Source organism: Vibrio sp. MOR3 (assembly GCF_001557775.1).
GTDB lineage: Bacteria > Pseudomonadota > Gammaproteobacteria > Enterobacterales > Vibrionaceae > Vibrio > Vibrio jasicida.
In genome coordinates, this window is record NZ_LNRD01000008.1 from 177007 (window position 1) to 197102 (window position 20096).

Annotated in this window: 17 protein-coding genes; 10 read left to right on the plus strand and 7 right to left on the minus strand. The window is 44.8% G+C overall.

What is annotated here, in order from left to right; all coding sequences use genetic code 11:
- Window positions 1–14: 14 nt before the first annotated feature.
- From ATB76_RS16525 to ATB76_RS16535, 3 genes are all read right to left on the minus strand, one after another.
- Window positions 15–995, minus strand: coding sequence for a biotin/lipoyl-binding protein (locus ATB76_RS16525; protein ID WP_038867507.1), 981 nt, complete (start codon window positions 993–995; stop codon window positions 15–17).
- A gap of 3 nt (window positions 996–998) precedes the next feature.
- The gene (locus ATB76_RS16530; RefSeq protein ID WP_061035746.1) at window positions 999–2414 is read right to left on the minus strand and encodes a TolC family protein; all 1416 of its coding nucleotides are present in this window, start codon (window positions 2412–2414) and stop codon (window positions 999–1001) included.
- Window positions 2415–2552: 138 nt separating this feature from the next.
- A complete protein-coding gene (locus ATB76_RS16535) occupies window positions 2553–2780 on the minus strand; it encodes a hypothetical protein (protein ID WP_038867509.1) in 228 nt (75 codons plus the stop codon).
- A gap of 697 nt (window positions 2781–3477) precedes the next feature.
- Here ATB76_RS16535 and ATB76_RS16540 point away from each other — a divergent pair.
- A complete protein-coding gene (locus tag ATB76_RS16540; protein WP_061035747.1) occupies window positions 3478–6492 on the plus strand; it encodes an NADH-dependent flavin oxidoreductase in 3015 nt (1004 codons plus the stop codon).
- A gap of 80 nt (window positions 6493–6572) precedes the next feature.
- A complete protein-coding gene (locus tag ATB76_RS16545) occupies window positions 6573–7523 on the plus strand; it encodes an FAD:protein FMN transferase (protein WP_042601375.1) in 951 nt (316 codons plus the stop codon).
- A gap of 85 nt (window positions 7524–7608) precedes the next feature.
- Here the strand turns inward: ATB76_RS16545 and ATB76_RS28475 are convergent, their stop codons facing one another.
- Together ATB76_RS28475 and ATB76_RS27365 are read right to left on the minus strand one after the other, a co-directional pair.
- A complete protein-coding gene (locus ATB76_RS28475) occupies window positions 7609–7770 on the minus strand; it encodes a hypothetical protein (protein WP_038867515.1) in 162 nt (53 codons plus the stop codon).
- Window positions 7771–7858: 88 nt separating this feature from the next.
- Window positions 7859–8149 (minus strand): YkgJ family cysteine cluster protein, encoded by a 291-nt coding sequence (locus ATB76_RS27365; protein WP_039974426.1) that lies wholly within the window; start codon window positions 8147–8149, stop codon window positions 7859–7861.
- A gap of 433 nt (window positions 8150–8582) precedes the next feature.
- Here ATB76_RS27365 and ATB76_RS16550 point away from each other — a divergent pair, with 433 nt between their 5' ends.
- From ATB76_RS16550 to ATB76_RS16580, 7 genes are all read left to right on the plus strand, one after another.
- A complete protein-coding gene (locus ATB76_RS16550) occupies window positions 8583–10202 on the plus strand; it encodes a sensor histidine kinase (RefSeq protein WP_061035748.1) in 1620 nt (539 codons plus the stop codon).
- Window positions 10199–10885: a response regulator gene (locus tag ATB76_RS16555; RefSeq protein WP_061035749.1), complete on the plus strand. Its 687-nt coding sequence runs from the start codon at window positions 10199–10201 to the stop codon at window positions 10883–10885. Before ATB76_RS16550 ends, ATB76_RS16555 begins: the two co-directional genes overlap by 4 nt.
- 619 nt (window positions 10886–11504) lie before the next feature.
- The gene (zwf, locus tag ATB76_RS16560; RefSeq protein WP_045498725.1) at window positions 11505–13007 is read left to right on the plus strand and encodes a glucose-6-phosphate dehydrogenase; all 1503 of its coding nucleotides are present in this window, start codon (window positions 11505–11507) and stop codon (window positions 13005–13007) included.
- Window positions 13004–13720, plus strand: a complete 717-nt coding sequence (pgl, locus tag ATB76_RS16565) for a 6-phosphogluconolactonase (RefSeq protein ID WP_045481012.1) — start codon at window positions 13004–13006, stop codon at window positions 13718–13720. The genes zwf and pgl overlap by 4 nt, the downstream gene beginning before the upstream one ends.
- A gap of 40 nt (window positions 13721–13760) precedes the next feature.
- Entirely contained in the window at window positions 13761–15209 is a 1449-nt protein-coding gene (gene gnd, locus ATB76_RS16570) for a decarboxylating NADP(+)-dependent phosphogluconate dehydrogenase (protein ID WP_005442184.1), read from the plus strand.
- Between the two features lie 199 nt (window positions 15210–15408).
- Window positions 15409–16251, plus strand: coding sequence for a hypothetical protein (locus ATB76_RS16575; RefSeq protein WP_038881715.1), 843 nt, complete (start codon window positions 15409–15411; stop codon window positions 16249–16251).
- Window positions 16244–16777 carry a hypothetical protein gene (locus ATB76_RS16580; protein ID WP_020197503.1) on the plus strand — a complete coding sequence of 178 codons (534 nt, stop codon included), beginning with the start codon at window positions 16244–16246 and terminating at the stop codon, window positions 16775–16777. Before ATB76_RS16575 ends, ATB76_RS16580 begins: the two co-directional genes overlap by 8 nt.
- Window positions 16778–16791: 14 nt before the next feature.
- On the opposite strand, the gene ATB76_RS16585 is transcribed toward ATB76_RS16580, so the two are convergent.
- Entirely contained in the window at window positions 16792–16998 is a 207-nt protein-coding gene (locus ATB76_RS16585; RefSeq protein ID WP_061035750.1) for a hypothetical protein, read from the minus strand.
- 271 nt (window positions 16999–17269) lie between these two features.
- Here ATB76_RS16585 and ATB76_RS16590 point away from each other — a divergent pair, with 271 nt between their 5' ends.
- Window positions 17270–18790 carry a DUF1254 domain-containing protein gene (locus tag ATB76_RS16590; RefSeq protein ID WP_042601381.1) on the plus strand — a complete coding sequence of 507 codons (1521 nt, stop codon included), beginning with the start codon at window positions 17270–17272 and terminating at the stop codon, window positions 18788–18790.
- A gap of 99 nt (window positions 18791–18889) precedes the next feature.
- Here ATB76_RS16590 and ATB76_RS16595 read toward each other — a convergent pair whose 3' ends face one another.
- A complete protein-coding gene (locus tag ATB76_RS16595; RefSeq protein WP_042601382.1) occupies window positions 18890–19792 on the minus strand; it encodes a LysR family transcriptional regulator in 903 nt (300 codons plus the stop codon).
- Between the last annotated feature and the right edge of the window lie 304 nt (window positions 19793–20096).

Sequence of the window (20096 nt, forward strand, 5' to 3'; positions counted from 1 at the left end):
CTAAACCAACGCGATTACAGGTCAACCACGACGCTCATGCCCATTCGAAGCTCAGGCTCTGGCTGGGTAGGGCGAGCTTCGACTTCAAATGTACGAAGATCAAAACCTTTTGATGCATCTGTGGCGCGCCATGTCGCGAAGTCACCCATAACGGCAACGTGCGTTACTTTAAACTCAACGTCTTTATCAAGGGCAGGCAGATAAGCTTCGAACGTAGTACCTTTGGTAAAGTGTTTGAGCAAATCTTCACGTACGTTAAGGGTTGCCCAAGAGTCTTGCGTATCGATAACCGTCACAACCGGGAAGCCTTGAGGAGACAGCTCACCACTTTGCAGTAGTACTTGAGAGACTTCGCCATCAAACCAACTAAAGATTTGCGTGTCTTTTGCATACGCTTCTACTTCCGCTACAGCGCCAGCCGCCATACGCGCTTTCTCTGCTGCAGCGACTTTGGTTTCGCTACGCGCACCTTCTTTTGCCATGTTGTACATTTGGAACGCTGCGCTCTCGGTGTACTTAGAAGCTTGCCACTGAGTCAGCGCCTCATCGCGTTTTTGTTCTGCGACAACGCCATCTTTGTAGAGGTTATTTACGCGCTGGTAAGTTTTTTCCATCAAATTAGCAGCCGCTTGTGCTTTCAACCACTGGTCTTTTGCTGCTTGAATTTGTTGCTCACGCGCGCCTTTTTCTGCTTCTAACGCCAACGCGCCAGCGGCTTTTTCACCCGCTTTTGCTTGTTCTAGCTTTGCTTCGATTTCTGGGCTGTGAAGGGTAAAGATCAACTGACCTTTTTCGACATCATCGCCTTTGCGCACCATGACTTCATCAATACGACCTGGGACTTTTGAAGAGATGCTGTATTGCTGCGCTTCAATCAATCCTTGTAAACGAGCTGGTTCCGGTTGATACGCTTGGTAGAACTGGTAACCAACCCAAGAAGCGACACCCAAAGCGCAAATTGATAGTAGAGCGGGTTTTAGAGATTTTGCTGCCATGACTTAATTTGCCTCTTTGGATGTTGATGCTGGAACGTAAGCAGTATGTTGGTATTGAGCGAAGCTGTTCATTTCGCTACTTAGTGCTAATAGTTTGGTCAAAGAAATTAGATAGCGGAAACGCGCCGCAGATTGCTGTGTTTCTACGCTGGCGACATACAGTTGCGCGTCGACCACATCCAAAGATGAAGATAATCCTTGAGTGAAAGCTTTTTCGCGTAAGCGTAGGTTCTCATCTGCAAGGGCGATACTCGATTCTAAACCTTGGACCTCATCAATGGCTTGCTGCGCCTCTAGGTAGGTTTTCTGTACCAGAAGCGACAAGTCTTGCTTGGCTTGTGACTTTAGTGCATCCACTTGCGTGACCATACTTTGCGCTGCTTTTACTTTTTCGCTGCGACCAGTGGATTCGATAAGCGGAATATTCACTCCGACACCAACTAACCAATCGGGCTTAATTTGGCTGGCAAGTGAGTCGTCTTCATACAGGTTGTAATCACCGTACAAATAGACTTCTGGATAGTATTTGCCTTTCTCGGCTTTTATCAGGCTCGATGCTTGTTTGTGTTTCGCATTTAATAAATCCAAGCCAGGGTAGGTCAATAGAGTTTGATCGACAAAAGCATTCAATGGAGGAAGGTTGTCATTGATGAAGAGGGATTCTGATGGCTCTACCGAATCATTCTGCGCCAAGATTTTGCCAAGAGCAGCTTGGGCAATACTTAAATCGCTGGCTGCTTTACGGGTTTCTACTTTCGCTTTGTCTAGTGATGCTTCTGCTTGAAGGCGTTCAACTCGTGCAATCTGGCCTTGCTCTTCCATCTTAATTGCAAAATCACGGTGTTTGGTTAAGCCTTTTTCGACGGCTTGGCGAGTCGCCAGCACTTCTTTCGCTAATACAACCGAGAAGTAGTATTTAGAGAGATCTTCAAAACGCGCCTGTTGCTCCATCGCGAGCTGGCTTTTTGCTTCGTCTGTTTTACCTTCTGCTGCTGATTGAGCAGCATTAATGCGACCACCGGTAAAGATTGGCCAGATAGCACGAATCGAAGAGGAGAAGATGTCACGCTCAGTGATCGTTGAAGTAGTATTCGCAAGTGCACTAAAGATAGGTTGAAAGACTGGTGGCACACTGATTTGTTGCCCAGTACTGTCGAATAACTGCTGACCCGAGACCGTTACGTCAGTGTCTAAGCGCGTGTAATTCGCTCCGATGCTGACTTGTGGAAGATTAAGGTTGTCTGTCGCACTTTGTTGGTATTCGTAACTTTCAACGTTCGCACGCTGTGCTTTTAGTGAATAGTTGTTTTCTAACAACAATTTCCATGCGTCATCAAATGTGATGGGAGCCGATTGACAGGCAAGAGAAATTGAGCTGCTGAGAAGGCCCAAGATCCAGAACTTTCCGGTTTGTTTCATAGTGGCTGCTTTGCTTTAGAGTATTAGCTCTAATATAAAGTATTCATTCGAAAGTGTTAAGTGATTGGCGAAAAGAATTGTTGGAGAAATGTTGCGCTCAATTGAGTGTAGACCACTTGAGCGCAGCTGTGTTGTTTTTTATTTCATGGAAGGGCAGTGAAACTCTGCTCTCCACTCAAGCTGGCGAGAACCTCGCATTGTATTCAGCAGGTCTTTACCACTCATCTGTGGGAACGATAGCAGCACCTTAAGATCTGGGGAGCTGGCATCACTCTTTTCGTAAGCTCTGACGTGAGTAAACGTTGAATACATATTCTCTGACAGCATAGCCTTATTCAGGCAAATTCCAAATGTATCGCGTTCCATGTTTAGGTGTTCCTTCTAACTATAAAAGCGCCTCTGTTTATAGTTATTGCAGTGGCAGATGGTGTCTAAGTGATTGTCTTAACGTCAGTATTTGTATTTTTATCAATGTGTCTTCAAATTTTCTGACGCAAGTGTTGAGCGTTAAATAGACTTCCAGTTGGCTGCTTTCTTTTGCCGAAGCTCTCTCTGGCTTCTTGACTAAAAATTATACGATGGAAAGTCTCAAAACGCCTCAAAAACCGATAAATTTGATGTGATCGTGTTCAAGATTTAGATGGCAATTTATGTATGGTGTTGAATAAATAACAACATTATTTGGCTGGCGATTTGATTGCTTTTTTATATTTCGTTTCGCTTATCAATGATGGATCGCGTACGTGACATAAGCGTGAACCTGATGATTTTAAAGCGCCAAATGTTGTCACTGTTGCAGCGTTGTTAACTCGTACTCCCTTTTGCCTTTATCTCTACTTATTTCGACTCAACTCTTTGCGAGAAAGGCATTCTGATTTTTATTAATGCAATAAAGTCATGTTAAAAATGCAAACGATTCATTTTACTCATGCGCATAAATCAATAATATTTTTGAGGTTATTAGAGGATCTGACTGGTTCTCATATCAAAAATGCTTGTGATGAGTAAATCCTTTTTGCAGGTGCGTTTCATATGAGAATTAATCTGTTAAAGGAAACTATTTATGGCTCAGTTAGTCGATGAAATCGTATTTCAGTCAGGGGTCAAACTCAGCAATCGCATCGTGATGGCACCGATGACGATTCAGTCCGCTTTTTTTGATGGCGGGGTGACTCAAGAGATGATCAATTACTATGCCGCTCGCTCAGGTGATGCTGGCGCAATTATTGTTGAAAGTGCTTTCGTTGAGAATTACGGTCGTGCTTTCCCTGGTGCTCTGGGGATTGATACTGATAGCAAAATAGCAGGTTTGAAAAAGCTCGCCACCGCGATTAAAGCGAAAGGTTCCAAAGCCATTCTTCAAATCTACCATGCCGGTCGTATGGCTAACCCTGAATACAACGGTGGTCATCATCCTATTTCGGCAAGTCCTGTCGCTGCACTTCGCGATAATGCGGAAACACCTTTAGAAATGACAAAAGAGCAAGTCGAAGCCATGATTGAAAGCTTCGGTAATGCAGTCAATCGTGCCATCCTCGCTGGTTTTGACGGTGTTGAAATTCACGGCGCAAATACTTACCTGATCCAACAATTCTTCTCACCACATTCAAATCGTCGACGCGACAAATGGGGTGGTAACATTGAGAAGCGCACCAGATTCCCTCTTGCGATTTTAGATAAAACGAAACAAGTCGCGTCATCTCATGATAAGTCGGATTTTATTATCGGTTACCGATTCTCGCCAGAAGAGATCGAGCAACCGGGCATTCGCTTTGAAGACACAATGTTCCTATTGGATAAGTTGGCGAGTTCAGGCTTAGATTACTTCCATTTCTCGATGGGCAGTTGGGCACGTAACTCAATTGTTACTCCAGAAGATCAAGAGTTACTTATCGACAAGTATCGTCAACTTCAATCTGATGCCGTAGCAAAAGTGCCTGTCATTGGTGTTGGTGGTATCGCTCAACGTGCAGATGCGGACAGTGCATTGGCACAAGGTTATGACATGGTCAGTGTTGGTAAAGGCTATTTGGTCGAACCAACATGGGCAGGTAAGGTGCTGGATAACGAAACTTGCGCTGAGTTTGCTGATATTGCTCAGCAAGAAGCATTGCAGATCCCAACACCGCTTTGGGAAATCATGGATTACATGATTGTTGATAGTGCAGCCGAAGCGCTAAAACACCAACGTATTAAAGAGCTCCAAAACATTCCGATTAAATTCAATTCGGGCGAGTACACGGCATATGGGCGCGGTCACAATGGTGACTTACCAGTAACGGTTACCTTCTCTGAGGATAAAATATTAGAGATTTTTGTCGATTCATCTAAAGAGTCTGATGGTATTGCAAACCCTGCTTTTGAGCGTATTCCGCAGCAGATCCTTGACGGACAAACACTGAATATCGATGTTATTTCAGGTGCGACAGTCAGCAGCCAAGCGGTTCTTGATGGCGTGTCAAATGCGGTTGATTTGGCTGGTGGCAACTCAGAAGCATTGCGTTGTAAAGCGAAGGAAGCGGTTGAATGGTCATCAAAAACCATCGAAGAAACCGTTGATATTGTGGTTGTTGGCGGCGGTGGTGCTGGTTTGAGTGCAACGCTGACAGCGCTTGATAAGGGCAAGTCAGTTATTTTGCTTGAGAAGTTCCCTGCGATTGGTGGTAACACTGTTCGAACGGGTGGTTGGGTTAATGCTGCAGAACCTGAATGGCAAAATGACTTTGCTGCGCTTCCAGGTGAGAAAGAGACGCTAATGTTGCTGGCGAAAACGCCAGAGTCAGAATTTGTGGATGAGTACCTTGCTGATTTCAAAGTGCTGAAATCACAACTCGATAACTACTTCACTGACCTAGAAAGTGGCCAACAGTACTTGTTTGATTCGGTAGAGCTACATCGCATCCAAACTTACCTTGGTGGTAAACGCACTGATTTAAATGGTGAGTCTATCCATGGTCAGTATGACTTGGTTGAAACGCTGACTTCTCGTTCTATGGAATCCATCGATTGGTTGAGTGAAAAGGGCATCGACTTTGACCGCAGTGTCGTGGAAATTCCAGTCGGGGCGTTGTGGCGTCGAGCACACAAACCAAAGCGTCCAAAGGGCGTCGAGTTTGTCGATAAACTGTCAAAACGTATTCAAGACCAAAACGGGCGCATTATTACTGATACGCGAGCTACCGATCTGATTGTAGAGGATGGCAAAGTCGTTGGTATCAAAGCGGTTCAAGCGAACGGCACTAAGCTTGTACTGCGCGCAAATCATGGTGTTGTTCTGGCCTCTGGTGGTTTTGGTGCAAACACTCAAATGATCAAAAAGTACAACTCATACTGGAAAGAAATCGCGGACGATATCAAAACCACCAACTCACCAGCGCTTGTCGGTGATGGTATTGAAATCGGTGAAAAGGCCGGTGCAGAACTTGTAGGCATGGGATTTGTGCAGTTAATGCCGATCGGTGACCCTAAGTCGGGTGCTTTGCTTACGGGGCTGATTGTTCCGCCAGAGAACTTTGTGTTTGTTAACCAACAAGGTAAGCGCTTTGTTGACGAGTGCGGAAGTCGCGACGTGCTTTCGGATGCCTTTTTCGACAATGGTGGCCTTATCTACATGATTGCCGACGAAAATATTCGTCAAACCGCGGCGAACACATCGGATGAAACCATTGAGCGAGAAATTAAAGAAGGCATTATTGTTCAAGCCGATACGCTAGAAGAGCTGGCTGAGAAGATTAATGTGCCAGTTGCTGAATTGACCAATACGATTGCACAGTACAATGCCTGTGTAGAGCAGGGGCATGATCCTGAGTTTCATAAGAGTGCGTTTGGTTTGAAAGTGGCGCAAGCCCCGTTTTATGCCACACCTCGCCAACCATCGGTTCACCATACGATGGGCGGCTTGAAAATCGATACTAAAGCGCGCGTTATCGGTAAAGATGGCAACATCATCGAAGGCTTGTACGCCGCGGGAGAAGTAACGGGTGGCATCCATGCGGGTAACCGTCTGGGCGGGAATGCCTTGATCGACATCTTCACCTACGGCCGAATCGCAGGTGAAAGTGCATCTGACCTTGTTTAATCGCCATTAAGTTAAGAAGTACCAGTTAAGAGGGGAGCGATGCTTCCCTCTTTTTCGCATTGGACATTCAGGATCTTCAGATGAGCATAAAGAAATACAGCGCACGATTTCCGATGATGGGCACATTCATCGACCTTGTCGTTTACCACGCCAATGGTGAAAAGCTGATAAAAGAAGCTTATTTTCAGCTAGAGCAATTCGCTCAACGTTTTACGGTGAATCAACCAGATTCGGAACTGATGCGCGTTAATCAAAACGCAGGTATTGCTCCCGTTTGTGTTCAACCGGACCTTTTTGCCCTAATTAAACTGGCAAAAATGGTCAGTAAAGACCGAAGTCATCCTTTCAATATTGCGATTGGTCCTCTTGTGAAAGCGTGGCGAATCGGATTTAAAGATGCCAAGGTTCCGAGCCGTGAAGAGATTGAAACAAAGCTCAAATTGGTTGACCCTAGCCAAGTCATCCTTGATGAGCACCAATGCTCTGTTTATTTAAACCACGTCGGTATGGAGATAGATTTGGGTGCCATTGCTAAAGGATATTTCGCCGATCAGGTTAAACGAGAGTTAGTCTCTGCTGGCGTAGAAAATGGTTTTATTAGTTTGGGGGGGAACGTATTAACGATTGGTCAATCACCAACTAATACGAATCAAGCATGGAATGTTGGCATTCAGAATCCGTTAGGAGAACGTGGTGATGTGATTCGCGTTGTTCCACTTAAAGGGATGTCGATGGTCACTTCCGGGATCAACGAGCGCTTTTTTCAGAACAATGGGCAACGTTACCATCATTTGTTGGACGCAAAAACGGGAATGCCGATTGAGACTGATATCGCTGGGCTTACGATTCTATCGGAGCATTCGGTCGATGGTGAAATATGGAGCACAGCAGGTTTTTTACCATCAATGCAAGAGTCTATGTCTTATTTAAATCAACAAGTTGGCATTGAAGCAGTGGCGATTTCAAAGCTAGGTGAGGTTGTTGTTACCGAGGGACTAATCGATCGAAATGGCGGGATTTACCTGCGCTGAGGTTTATCGAAGCGAGACACGAAACAGAGGCAGAAAGTATACATTCTCCCCCTTGTTATCTCATGATGTTATTGAAGTCAGGTGATTAGTCATCGGCTCCACACTTTACGCATTCTTCATAAGTGCGTTCTTCTTCACTGATCACCACATAGCCACTGACACACTTGTCACACAGCGCGAGTTTTGGGTAAGCCAGTTTTTGCTTTTTGGCGCTCGTATCGCCTTCAACAATGTAATATTTTCTCATGTTATTTTTTCATTTTAGAGCGAACCGTGTACTTTAACATGCCGCTAGTTAAGGGGAGCAAACGCAAAATAAAGCCGCTGATTCTGCTTTATAAGAACTTAACTCGTTCATCAAGGCATTCATCCGATCCCATTTCGAACTCGCGACATATCCAAGGCCGATTTTCATAAATAGTGCACATTAAACTGTCTCTATCTAACGCTGCGCACCAACCATCATCCAGTCGCATCATTGTCTCACCGCCATATTGATCACGTTCGATAAATTCTTCTGGAACGCCAGTATCTGAGATAATCATAACTTCAAGACGACAGCAGCATGCTTGGCAGTTTGAGCAAGAAACATTGGAGGATAACGGGTTTTTAGTGGGTATGTTCATGGATAGCTACAACTAGATCAATTGTGCATGATACCGTAAATGCTAGTTCAAATGACCTTTATTTTTTAGCTGGGGGCGCCTAGCTGAACCCTTTGGGCAGCATTTGTTGGTCATTTCTACTACGTTATCGATTTCTCATGTAGGCAAGCTACTCCGCAAAGTCTCTGTCTTGTATAAATACCCAACAATTCGCTGCAAAAATCAGCTCAAAGGTCAACAGACCCTAACTTTGTCAGCCAGAAAGTAACTTAAGTAGGAGAGTGGACGATCATATTCTCTTCCCTGGCGCCTAAAAACTGAGCACCAGCCAGCGAGATTATTTCCCTCGTTCACATATTTGTCATTTAGCGGGTACGGCTTTGTTAACTCAGTGTTAACGTAGGAGCGTCGTCACAGTGATGTGGTAGTTTGAGAGTCGATAAAGGATATATCAATGAGTTGGAGAACGATCAGCTTTCGCAAGCGCATGCTCATTATTATGACGTTATCGGGTTTGATTGAACTTCTTATTCTTGTTGCCGCAGGCTTTACTTACCTCAAATTCGATCAAGAACAAGAGATGGGTGAGAAGGCACTGGGTGTTGCGCGTTTCTTATCGACATCCCACATCGTCATCGAGATGATCGAATCTCAAAACCCTGAGCCATACCAACAGCGAATTCGTGAAATGACCGATGCGTTAGGTGCTGCGTTTATTGTTATCGGCGATAAAGATGGCGTGCGTCTGATTCACCCTGTCGATGAACGTATTGGCAAGCCGATGAAAGGCGGTGATAACCAAAGAGCGTTGGTGGAGGGGAAGTCCTATATCTCAACGGCTCAAGGTTCTCTAGGCTATTCCGTTCGTGGTAAAGCGGCGATTTTTGACCAGCAAGGCAACATCATTGGGGTGGTTTCTGTCGGTTATCTCTTGGAGCGTCTGCAAGACCGCATCGAGCCGTTTCTTGCTTTTCTAATTGTAATGGCATTGGTTGTGGTTGCAGCCAATGCTGTTGTCTCTAACTATGCGTCACGTAAGTTCCAACGAGCGATCATGGGCTTTGAGCCGGAAGAGATTGGTCGCTTATACGGTGAATTGGATGTGACTATGAGCACCATTAAAGAAGGGGTGCTCAGTGTTGATGCGCAAGGTGTATTACGCTCAATCAACCGTAGCGCATGCCAAATTCTAGGTATTAACCGAGAGGCTGCGCTCAACAAACCGTTGACCGATACGCTCCGAGATAGCGATTTGTATACGGTGTTAGAAACAGGACAAGAAGATCACGACATCGAGATCTTCCTCAATCACAAACGCTTAATCGCAAACCGTTCGCCGATCTTTGTGGATGGCAAAATTGTCGGTGCCGTATCGAGCTTCCGTTTGCGTGATGAAATCAATGAACTCACCGAGCAACTTTCGCAAACCAAAGAGTACGCGGATTTGCTTCGCTCACAAACGCATGAACACAGAAACAAACTCAACACCATTAGCGGCTTGGTTCAAATGGGTGAACTAGATGCGGTGCAGCAGCTTATTGGGCAAGAGACAGCACATTACCAAGCGATGATTGAGTTCTTGCGGGACACCATTAAAGATCCACTTATCGCTGGCATGCTTTTAGGCAAGACAGAACGTGCACGGGAGCTTGGTTTGCAACTGGTGGTCGAAGAAGGCAGTCGCCTAGAACCGCTACCTGAATGGCTCAATGCCGAAGATTTGGTGACCATTCTTGGCAACCTAGTCGATAACGCATTTGACGCAACTTTGTCTGCTATTCGTGTTGAATCTGCGTTTGCTCTAGAGCGTCGCAGTATTGATGTTTCGATCAGTGATTACGGAAACGAAGTGATTTTAGAGGTGGTCGACCAAGGTTGTGGGCTACCGGAAAATATTGAGCCACAAGAGCTCTTGAAAAAGGGCATTTCAACCAAGTCGCGTCAGAATCGAGGGGTAGGATTACACCTTGTGAATCAACTGGCGACGCGTTATCACGGTTATGTTGAGATGCTACCAAATACAGAACATGGAACGAGAATTACCGTGTATTTGCCTAAGGAAGAACAAGTATGAATACGGCAACGCGAGTCATGATCATCGAGGATGATATTGCCATTGCAGAGCTTCACCATAAATATCTTAGCCAACTCGCTGGCTTGGAAGTAGTGGGCATTGCAACGACACGGATGGAAGCAGAAATGCAGCTAGAGATCCTTAAACCAGATTTGTTACTGATGGATGTTTATTTGCCAGACGGAACGGGTTTGGAGATTCTCAATACGCTGCGCTCAAACAATCAAACTTGTGACGTGATTTTAATTACTGCGGCGAGAGATGTGGATACGCTTCAACAAGCGATGCGTGGCGGGGTCGTTGATTATCTACTCAAACCTGTCATGTTCCCTAGATTAGAAGCGGCATTGCAAAAGTACATTTCTCAACGCCAACAACTGAACGTTGCAGAAAGCTTGGATCAGAACCTAGTCGATAAGATGCTTCAATCGAGTACGAGCGCAGATAGCACGCCACAACGCTTACCAAAAGGGATTGATGGCGTAACTTTAGACAAGATTCGTGCTTTGTTTGTTGGAGAAGGTATGTTTACAGCGGACGAAGCAGGCGAGCAGATCGGTGCCAGTCGCACAACGGCCAGACGTTATCTTGAATACCTGATCAGTTCGGGTGAACTGGAAGCCGACTTAAACTACGGCACAGTAGGGCGACCAGAGCGCTGTTATAAAAAAGTGATAAGGTAATCATTGTCGTATTAACTCATAAAGTGGTGGCTTTTATCTAGCCATCCTTTCATTTCTAAGTATTAACCACTACCCCTCTACCTGCTTTCCGATAGAACACTCGGTTATAATTCATTAAGTATCATTCTCAACGAGTTGCGAATTGAGGAGTAAACTCCACCTGAATCGCATTACTTATGTAATGGATTGCAAATTTGAACATTTATTCTTCAACTTAGAGTTTTTGCTTAAATTTTATAACTCTCGAACAGTTATTGATTACTTCTTATTATTCAATGCTTTGTTGCGTATTGTGTAAATTATTTAAACGTTTGCACTACCAAGTGTTGATGTAAATCAAATAGTCGTAGACAATACGCCCCCGTGTCGGAAATCTCCTCCGTAGAGTGCAAGGTTGTACTCGAGAGACATAAGTGTCCTAAAAGACCGCCAGTTGTTGAATTTCAAACTATGGTTAAGGAGTTCAACCGTTGAGGTGGGTTTTAGGGCTATAGGCTTTACCTATCAACGTAATAGGTAAGACCAATTTTCTATTTTGGGGTGCCATTGATAGGGTTGGCTCAATCCTTTTAGCCGTATCCGGGCACACAATAAGTACCTCGTTTTTAAGGGAAAGATGATGGTAATACCAGAAAACAGCAGCATCGTTATTTTTGGTGCTTCAGGTGACCTTACATACCGTAAGTTAATTCCTGCTCTATACCACCTTTATGCGAACAAGCAGCTTCCAGAGAATTTTGCCATTCTAGGTGTAAGTCGTACTGAATACAGTGACGAGTCTTACCGCGAGAAGTTGAAAAAATCGCTTCAGGAAATGGAAAAGACAGAGCCAGAAACGCTTGATGCATTTATCAACCACCTGCATTACCAAGCAATCAATACTTCTGACACACAAGATTACAGCAAGTTGGCGGTTCGACTAGACCAACTCGCAGACGAATATCAATTCGAACAACGTAATACGCTTTTCTACCTTGCTACACCACCAAGCCTTTACAGCGTGATCCCTGCAAGCCTTGCAGCGCACGGTCTGAATAACGAGGATGATGGTTGGAAACGTCTGATCATTGAGAAACCTTTTGGTTACGATCTTGAATCAGCGCGTACGTTGGATAAAGAAATTCACGAGCACTTCCAAGAGCACCAAATCTACCGTATCGACCACTACCTAGGTAAAGAAACGGTTCAAAACCTTCTTGTACTTCGTTTCTCTAACGCTATGTTTGAGCCGTTGTGGAACCGTAACTTCATTGATTACGTTGAAATCACAGGCGCAGAATTCTTAGGCGTAGAGGAGCGTGGCGGTTACTACGATGGTTCAGGTGCAGTACGCGACATGTTCCAAAACCACCTGCTACAAGTACTGGCAATGGTTGGTATGGAGCCACCTGCACAAATCAATGCCGATGCGATGCGTGATGAAGTCGTGAAAGTGCTTCAGTGTCTTAAACCACTGGATGAAGACGCACTTCGCAACGACCTTGTATTGGGTCAGTACACGGCGTCTGAAGTTCGTGGTCAACAACTTCCAGGTTACCGTGAAGAAAACGGCGTAGCAGATGATTCTCGTACTGAGACTTACATCGGCCTGAAAGCTTACATCAACAACTGGCGTTGGAATGGCGTGCCTTTCTACGTACGTACAGGTAAGCGTCTACCGACTCGCGTGACAGAGGTGGTTATCCACTTTAAACAGACACCACACCCAGTGTTTGGCCAGAACGCACCAGAGAACAAGCTGATTATTCGTATTCAGCCAGACGAAGGCATCCAAATGAGCTTTGGTCTGAAAGAGCCGGGCGCAGGCTTTAAAGCGAAGGAAGTAAAAATGAACTTCCACTACGCTGATCTGCAAGAAACCCAAATGCTAACTGCTTATGAGCGTCTACTACTTGATGCCCTAAACGGTGATGCGACGCTATTTGCTCGTAGCGATGCGGTTGAAGCGTGTTGGAAATACGTGCAACCAATTCTAGATTTCAAGCAAGACCCACAAGCGCTATTCGGATACGCATGTGGTACATGGGGACCAAAAGAAGCGGATGACTTGCTACAGCGAGCTAACCGCGCATGGCGCTTCCCTTGTAAAAACCTAACAGATACGGACTACTGCGAACTATGATCAACCATAAGATCTACCAAACAGCAGAGCAGGTAGTAGAAAGCCTTGCTAACGACATGAAAGCGTTTAGCGAAATGGGCCGACCTGTTCACATCTCTCTTTCTGGCGGCAGCACACCTAAAATGCTGTTTAAGCTATTGGCAACAGAAGCTTACGCGACGTCAATTCAGTGGCAAAACCTACACTTCTGGTGGGGTGATGAGCGCTGTGTTGCTCCTGATGATGCAGAAAGCAACTACGGTGAAGCGAATGCACTACTATTTAGCCAAGTAAGCATTCCTGCTGAGAACATCCACCGCATTCGTGGTGAAGACGAGCCAGAAGCTGAAGCACAGCGCTTTGCGAAAGAGATGGCAGAAGTGATTCCAACTGAAAATGGCACTCCTGTGTTTGATTGGATCTTACTTGGTGTTGGCGCAGACGGTCATACCGCATCGCTGTTCCCAGGTCAGACAAACTACGATGATGAGAACCTATCAGTATTGGCGTCTCATCCTGAGTCTGGTCAGATTCGTGTATCGAAAACGGCACGCGTACTAGAAGCAGCGAAGCGCATCAGTTACTTGGTACTTGGCGCTGGTAAAGCAGACATTATCGAAGAGATTAATAGCTCACCAGCACGCGTACTTCCATATCCGGCAGCGAAGATCCAAGCGAAAGCGGGTCTGACGGAATGGTATTTAGATTTAGACGCAGCGGCAAAAATCGCTTAATGCGGCCGCTGGTCGAATAAAAGACAATCGGAGAGAAACAATGAAAGGTGATATCGGTGTAATCGGCCTTGCTGTAATGGGTCAAAACCTTATCCTAAACATGAACGACCACGGCTTTAAAGTTGTGGCTCACAACCGTACTGCTGCTAAAGTAGACGAGTTCCTGGAAGGTCCAGCGAAAGGCACAAACATCATCGGTGCATACTCTCTAGAAGAACTAGTAGAGAAGCTAGAAACACCACGTAAAGTGATGCTTATGGTTCGTGCAGGTGACGTTGTTGACACGTTCATTGACAACCTAATTCCGCTTCTAGACGAAGGTGACATCATCATCGACGGTGGTAACACTAACTACCCAGATACAAACCGTCGCGTAGCACATTGCCGTGAGAAAGGCATTCACTTCATCGGTACTGGTGTATCTGGTGGTGAAGAAGGTGCACGTTTTGGTCCTTCAATCATGCCTGGCGGCGCGGCTGAAGCTTGGGAAGCGGTTAAGCCAATCTTCCAAGGTATCTCTGCAAAAACTGACGCTGGCGAGCCATGTTGTGACTGGGTTGGTAACGATGGTGCTGGTCACTTCGTTAAAATGGTACACAACGGCATCGAATACGGTGACATGCAGCTTATCACTGAAGCTTACCAGTTCATGAAAGACGGTCTTGGTATGTCTGCAGACGAGATGCAAGCAGTATTCGCTGATTGGAACAAGACTGAGCTAGACAGCTACCTTGTTGAAATCACTGCTGACATCCTTGGCTACAAAGATGAAGACGGTGAGCCTCTAGTTGAGAAGATCCTAGACACAGCAGGCCAAAAAGGTACTGGTAAATGGACTGGTATCAATGCACTAGACCTAGGTATTCCACTAACGCTTATCTCTGAGTCTGTGTTCTCTCGTTGTCTATCTGCACTGAAAGACCAACGTGTGGAAGCTGAGTCTCTATTCGGTAAGACAATCACTCCAGTTGAAGGTGACAAGCAAGAGTGGGTTGATGCACTACGTCAAGCGCTACTGGCTTCTAAGATCATCTCTTACGCTCAAGGCTTCATGCTAATGCGCGAAGCGTCTAACGAGAACGGTTGGGACCTAAACTACGGTAACGTAGCACTAATGTGGCGCGGTGGTTGTATCATCCGTTCTGCGTTCCTAGGCAACATCCGTGATGCGTACGAAGCGAACCCAGACATCGCGTTCCTAGGTTCTGATGAGTACTTCAAAAACATCCTACAAGGCAGCCTAGCAGCATGGCGTAAAGTAGCAGCGAAATCTCTAGAGTCTGGTATCCCAATGCCATGTACGATTTCAGCGCTATCTTTCCTAGACGGTTACACAACAGCTCGTCTACCAGCGAACCTGCTTCAAGCTCAACGTGACTACTTCGGTGCTCACACTTACGAGCGTATTGACCGTCCACGTGGTGAATTCTTCCACACTAACTGGACTGGTACAGGCGGCGACACAGCGTCTACAACTTACGACGTTTAATCCGCAGTCAGTAAACGGATAAAAGCAAAAGGATGCCCAAGTGGCATCCTTTTTTATTACCTGCAATTCGTGAGAGAGATACTACTAAAACTAACAGTTTCACAATGATTTGAAGTCAAACGCAGTTCTCACAAATGGAGAAGAACCTTTCAGCACTCTCCTTAAAATACTTCTCAACATCAGGTTTGGGAATAAGTGTATGGCAAGCGATAGATTTCAGTGTTTGAGCAAGAGAAACAAAAGTCAAAGAGATCAATGTCTAAAGTCTTTAGACATGCATGAAGTAGATATTTATGTACTAGACCAAAAGGGACTCGTCGATCTTTGGTTATTTGAAAAGAAAATGAAAGGGTTAAATGAACAGCAAATAACCGACTTAATAACGGGAATGGAGTTAGTAGAGGTTATCAGTGCAAAGGGAAGTTTAATACATGACTTATCTGCGTTTTATCTCTTAGCCGAGGACCTTAAGAAAGGTGGTTCAATACTAGGGAAGTATGAAATCACAAAGAAGGGAGCACAAAGTTATATTAGTTTTTCTGGCAACCATAAATTACGTAGTATTATCAAACAGTCAAGGTATTTATCCTCGAATGCACAGATGCTGGCTTTGGGGATAGGAAAACTTGGCTTAAAGGCTGCTGCAAAAGGTGGTGTGATCTTAACGGTTATTTATTCTGTGCCTTTCAGAACACTAGAACTTGCTCTCAAAAAAGACTACTTACTGTCTAACTGGGTTGTAAATGTTTCAACTGATATTGTAATAGCCGCTATTTCTGGAGTACTGGGCTATGTCGCTGGTGTAATGATTTCTGCTGTGACAACTACGGTATTAGTGCCAATAGGATTCGGTATCGCTGTCGCAGCAATCTTCGGATTATTTTTAGAGTATTTGGAGGGCGAATACCTAGTTAAAAAGAGACTGATCGCTCAGTTAAACAGTTTTGTTGAGGCTCAAGTAAAACATGAAAGCGAGATGAAGATTCAAAGATATAAATCAGCTCGAGCTATGAATCAGTTTCTAAGGTTTAATAATGGATGATACGCCAAGCATAAAAAAAGTTAGCCTGGTCGCTCTTGTTATCAGCTTGATTACATGTGGCATTGCTTTTACGTTGCTCAGTGATCATTTCGAATCTCTAAGCTTACAGGTTCAATTAGCTAAGCAATATCAAATAATCTACATTAATACGCGCTATGTAATCGTTATTGGCGCTAGTATCACTATTCTTGTAAGTTGTGTTTATGCCATATACAAAGCAAAGATAGGCAAAGCCGTGTCGACGGCATTAAGTCGTTCGCTTGAAGTTATGTTGTTGTCAGCAATAGCTCTAGCGTGGCCCGCTTCTCTTATAGAGCAAGAAAGATTAATTTCACTCGCGACAGGTCAAGGCTACTATGAATGCCCGTTATTTTCTTTAGCATCGAGTAAGCCGAGCATTGAGGTAATGGTCAGAGAGCCTGAGTTATGTCGAGATGAGACGATGTTGACTATGACCGAAGACGGCAACTTATATCAACTTGATGAAATAAATGCTTATCTGAAGTCTAGGAGCATTGTTCATTAGTACTCAAAGAGCGCCTAAGCGCTCTTTTCTTTTACATTGCCTTTTGGGTGATGGCCGAATCTGTCATTCAAGTAGAGCAATCCACTGACGAAAAGTGCCACAACGGAAACCGTAAAGAGGGCATACATATTTAATACCCAAGCGAATGTGGCTGTCAGAAAGGCAATGAAGGAAAACATTCTGCTGAATGACATTACATGACCTAATTTTTTACTTTTCATAACGCCTCCCAGAGCTGAGTGGGTAGAGCCAGAGTGCTTTCACTCCGCATTTGCATTGTCTCTTTTTTGCTCAGAAGATACCCAAAAAGTAGGCTAAATATTTCTCAAAAAAGATTAAATATTGACCTGGTAGACAGTTTTCAATCGCCAATTGTTGTGAGTTTCATTGCATAATGCTTAGGACAGCATTTTTGATTCTGTTGAGCGTCAAAAATGATTTTTATCTTTGACTAAAGTAAATGCATCCCAACTGAAAACGCAGGAAACTCTTATGTTAAAGACTCAACTTAAACGTGTCGCATTGATTACCAGCCTATTGGTTTCATCATCAGTGATGGCAAGCTCTGGCGCTTACAACACTGACATTCCATCAAGCATCATGACACCTGATAAGGTTGAAACCAGCATTGGTGCTCTGAATTTCAAGGATGGCGTGCCAAGCCAACAAACCATGGATACGCTGTACAACAATCTCGATACCATGCGTGCGACAGAAGTGTTTATGAACGCGATTCCTATGGCCTCTATGGAAGCGTTGAGAGTCGGGCATGAGAAGATGGGGCTAACCAATTCAAATCAGGTGATGCTGTTTGATGATCTGATGGATTCAAACCCTCTATTTTTAACGGGTAACACGGATACGGTTTACGCATCGGCGTTTCTTGATTTAGAACGTGATGGTCCAACGGTTGTGGAAATCCCGCCGGGCATGGGACCAACCACAGTGAATGATGCCTTCTTCCGTTTTGTGACCGATATGGGCGTTGTAGGCCCAGATAAAGGTCAGGGTGGTAAATACCTTATCTTGCCACCAAACTATGACGGTCCAGTCCCTGAGGGTTACCATGTCTCGCAGTCAACAAGTTATACCAACTGGTTTATTGCGCGTGGCTTCCTGAAAGACGGTAAAACCGATGCAGCGGTTAACTCATACCACACAGGTTTGAAGATTTACCCACTGGCGAAGAAAGGCGAACAACCGAAGATGGAATTCATCTCAGGTAGTGGTAAGTCTTTCAACACTATCCATGCGAATGACGACCATTTCTATGATGAGATCAAAACGGTGATCGACAAAGAGCCGATTGAATTCATCGATCCAGAAATGCGTGGTTTGATTGCGACTATCGGTATTCAGAAGGGCAAACCATTTGCACCGGATGCTCGCATGCAAAAGATCCTTGAAGATGGTGCTGCGATTGGTAATGCAACGGCACGTGCACTGATGTTTAACCCACGTACCGAGAATGCATATATCTGGAACGACCGTAACTGGAAAACCGCATTCATTGGCAACGACTACCAGTGGCTAATTGAAGAAGGGAACGGTGGACGAAACCTAGATGCACGTACCTATTTCTTCTACATGGCAACGGTTAACACGCCTGCAATGGCATTGAAGATGGTAGGTAAAGGATCGAAATACGCGATTGTCGATAAGTCTGTACAAGGCGAGTACTTTGATGGCGGCAAGAATTACAAGCTGACGATTCCTGCCAATGTTCCAGCGAAGAACTTCTGGTCTGTGGTAGCTTACGATACGCAAACACGCTCGGAGCTCCAAACGAGCCAACCGTTCCCAAGCAAGAACGACAAACGTGATGAGATGATTGAGAACTCAGATGGCTCGATTGATTTGTACTTTGGTCCGAAAGCTCCAAAAGGCAAAGAAGCAAACTGGATTCAAACCGTACCTAACAAAGGCTGGTTCACCATCTTGCGAGTATATGGTCCACTAGAACCTTGGTACGACGGCACTTGGAAGCCAAGTGATATCACTGAGGTTAAATAAGATAAGAGCTTAAGTCCTAGAAGCTGAAGAAGGAAGCCGGCCTGTTTATTGGTCGGCTTTTTTGTATTCGTTAACGATGTGGCAATTGAATTTAGTGGCTTAGCTAAGTGCTCGTTTAATAAAGGCTTCTACTTGAGCAATGATTGGATGTTGGTAGAAGGCGCGATGGTACTGAATGCCAACGTCAAACATCATGGGTTTACCTTCTAACTTCAAAGGTAATCGACGAATGCCTGCGGGCAACTCTTGGTCTTCGATGTACATACCGACAAATACATACGGGCTGACTTTGACACAATCTAGCGCAGCACTCATGGAGGAGACAGTCAGTTTTTGTTCTAGATTCACGCCAGTCAACTTACGTATTCGCTCGTAATAGGCGCTCACATCGAGCGAACCCATTGAGACGCGCACAGTATCTAGGTTCTCCATATCGCTTAGCTCAATTTCTTGTTGTTGACTGAGTGGGTGTTGATCATTGACGTAAGCGAAAATCGGCACTGAGCTGACTTTGCGTTCTACCATCCTTTCATTGAGTTCATTCGGAAAACCACCAATACCAATCGCGACAGCACCACGTTTGGGGTTTTCTATGCTTTCAATCGACCAATCAATAAAGGCGATCTTAGGCTTTTGCTCTTCTGTTGTGAGGGCGGTGACCAAAGGAATCGTCAACATGGCAGAAAGAGGATTGATAATGCTGAATAGGTATTCGTTCGTATGCTGATTCGCATTGTAGCTTTGTGCTAATTGCGGTATCTGCTCAAGTTGTTCTAACGGCTCGCTTATGGCTTCACATAGCTGCTGGCAAAGGAGAGTGGGGGTGTAGAACCCTTTCTCCGCATTGAACAGTTCGTTGTCAAATCGCTGGCGACATTCGGCGAGTTGTCGAGTAAAAGTCGCTTTGCTGATGTCGAGGGTGTGACACACTTTCGCCTGCGTTTTTTGCTGGCTGAGCAGATAAAGAAAGCGATATAAATTTAGGTCAATGGTATTTTTCACGAAGTAAGCGCCTCAAAACATTGAGCTTTAAGTATCAACGCCTCTCATCCTCTGTTCCAATAAAATCTGAATCATTTTTTTCTTTTGTGACATCGAGTTAGCTCGTAAGGGTATGGCGTATCAATACTGATATCGAAACTAAGATTACGTAAAAGATGAAAAACAGTGTTAGGTAAGCCTTTGATCTCCTCCTATAATTAGTTTGTATATGGAGGATGTTTAGTAGACAAACATCCTCTATTTTTTGAAACCTACAACAAGGAACCGGCATAAGTCGTTTTTGCTGGTGTTGTTTACATTTACC

Excerpts from the sequence above, each read along its gene's own strand:
- pgl (WP_045481012.1), top strand. The coding sequence starts at position 13,004 with ATGATCAACCATAAGATCTACCAAACAGCAGAGCAGGTAGTAGAAAGC.
- ATB76_RS16550 (WP_061035748.1), top strand. The coding sequence starts at position 8,583 with ATGAGTTGGAGAACGATCAGCTTTCGCAAGCGCATGCTCATTATTATG.
- ATB76_RS16555 (WP_061035749.1), top strand. The coding sequence starts at position 10,199 with ATGAATACGGCAACGCGAGTCATGATCATCGAGGATGATATTGCCATT.
- ATB76_RS16585 (WP_061035750.1), bottom strand. The coding sequence starts at position 16,998 with ATGAAAAGTAAAAAATTAGGTCATGTAATGTCATTCAGCAGAATGTTT.
- ATB76_RS16540 (WP_061035747.1), top strand. The coding sequence starts at position 3,478 with ATGGCTCAGTTAGTCGATGAAATCGTATTTCAGTCAGGGGTCAAACTC.
- ATB76_RS16590 (WP_042601381.1), top strand. The coding sequence starts at position 17,270 with ATGTTAAAGACTCAACTTAAACGTGTCGCATTGATTACCAGCCTATTG.
- ATB76_RS16575 (WP_038881715.1), top strand. The coding sequence starts at position 15,409 with ATGGCAAGCGATAGATTTCAGTGTTTGAGCAAGAGAAACAAAAGTCAA.
- ATB76_RS16545 (WP_042601375.1), top strand. The coding sequence starts at position 6,573 with ATGAGCATAAAGAAATACAGCGCACGATTTCCGATGATGGGCACATTC.
- ATB76_RS27365 (WP_039974426.1), bottom strand. The coding sequence starts at position 8,149 with ATGAACATACCCACTAAAAACCCGTTATCCTCCAATGTTTCTTGCTCA.
- ATB76_RS16525 (WP_038867507.1), bottom strand. The coding sequence starts at position 995 with ATGGCAGCAAAATCTCTAAAACCCGCTCTACTATCAATTTGCGCTTTG.
- ATB76_RS16535 (WP_038867509.1), bottom strand. The coding sequence starts at position 2,780 with ATGGAACGCGATACATTTGGAATTTGCCTGAATAAGGCTATGCTGTCA.
- ATB76_RS16580 (WP_020197503.1), top strand. The coding sequence starts at position 16,244 with ATGGATGATACGCCAAGCATAAAAAAAGTTAGCCTGGTCGCTCTTGTT.
- ATB76_RS16530 (WP_061035746.1), bottom strand. The coding sequence starts at position 2,414 with ATGAAACAAACCGGAAAGTTCTGGATCTTGGGCCTTCTCAGCAGCTCA.
- zwf (WP_045498725.1), top strand. The coding sequence starts at position 11,505 with ATGGTAATACCAGAAAACAGCAGCATCGTTATTTTTGGTGCTTCAGGT.
- gnd (WP_005442184.1), top strand. The coding sequence starts at position 13,761 with ATGAAAGGTGATATCGGTGTAATCGGCCTTGCTGTAATGGGTCAAAAC.
- ATB76_RS28475 (WP_038867515.1), bottom strand. The coding sequence starts at position 7,770 with ATGAGAAAATATTACATTGTTGAAGGCGATACGAGCGCCAAAAAGCAA.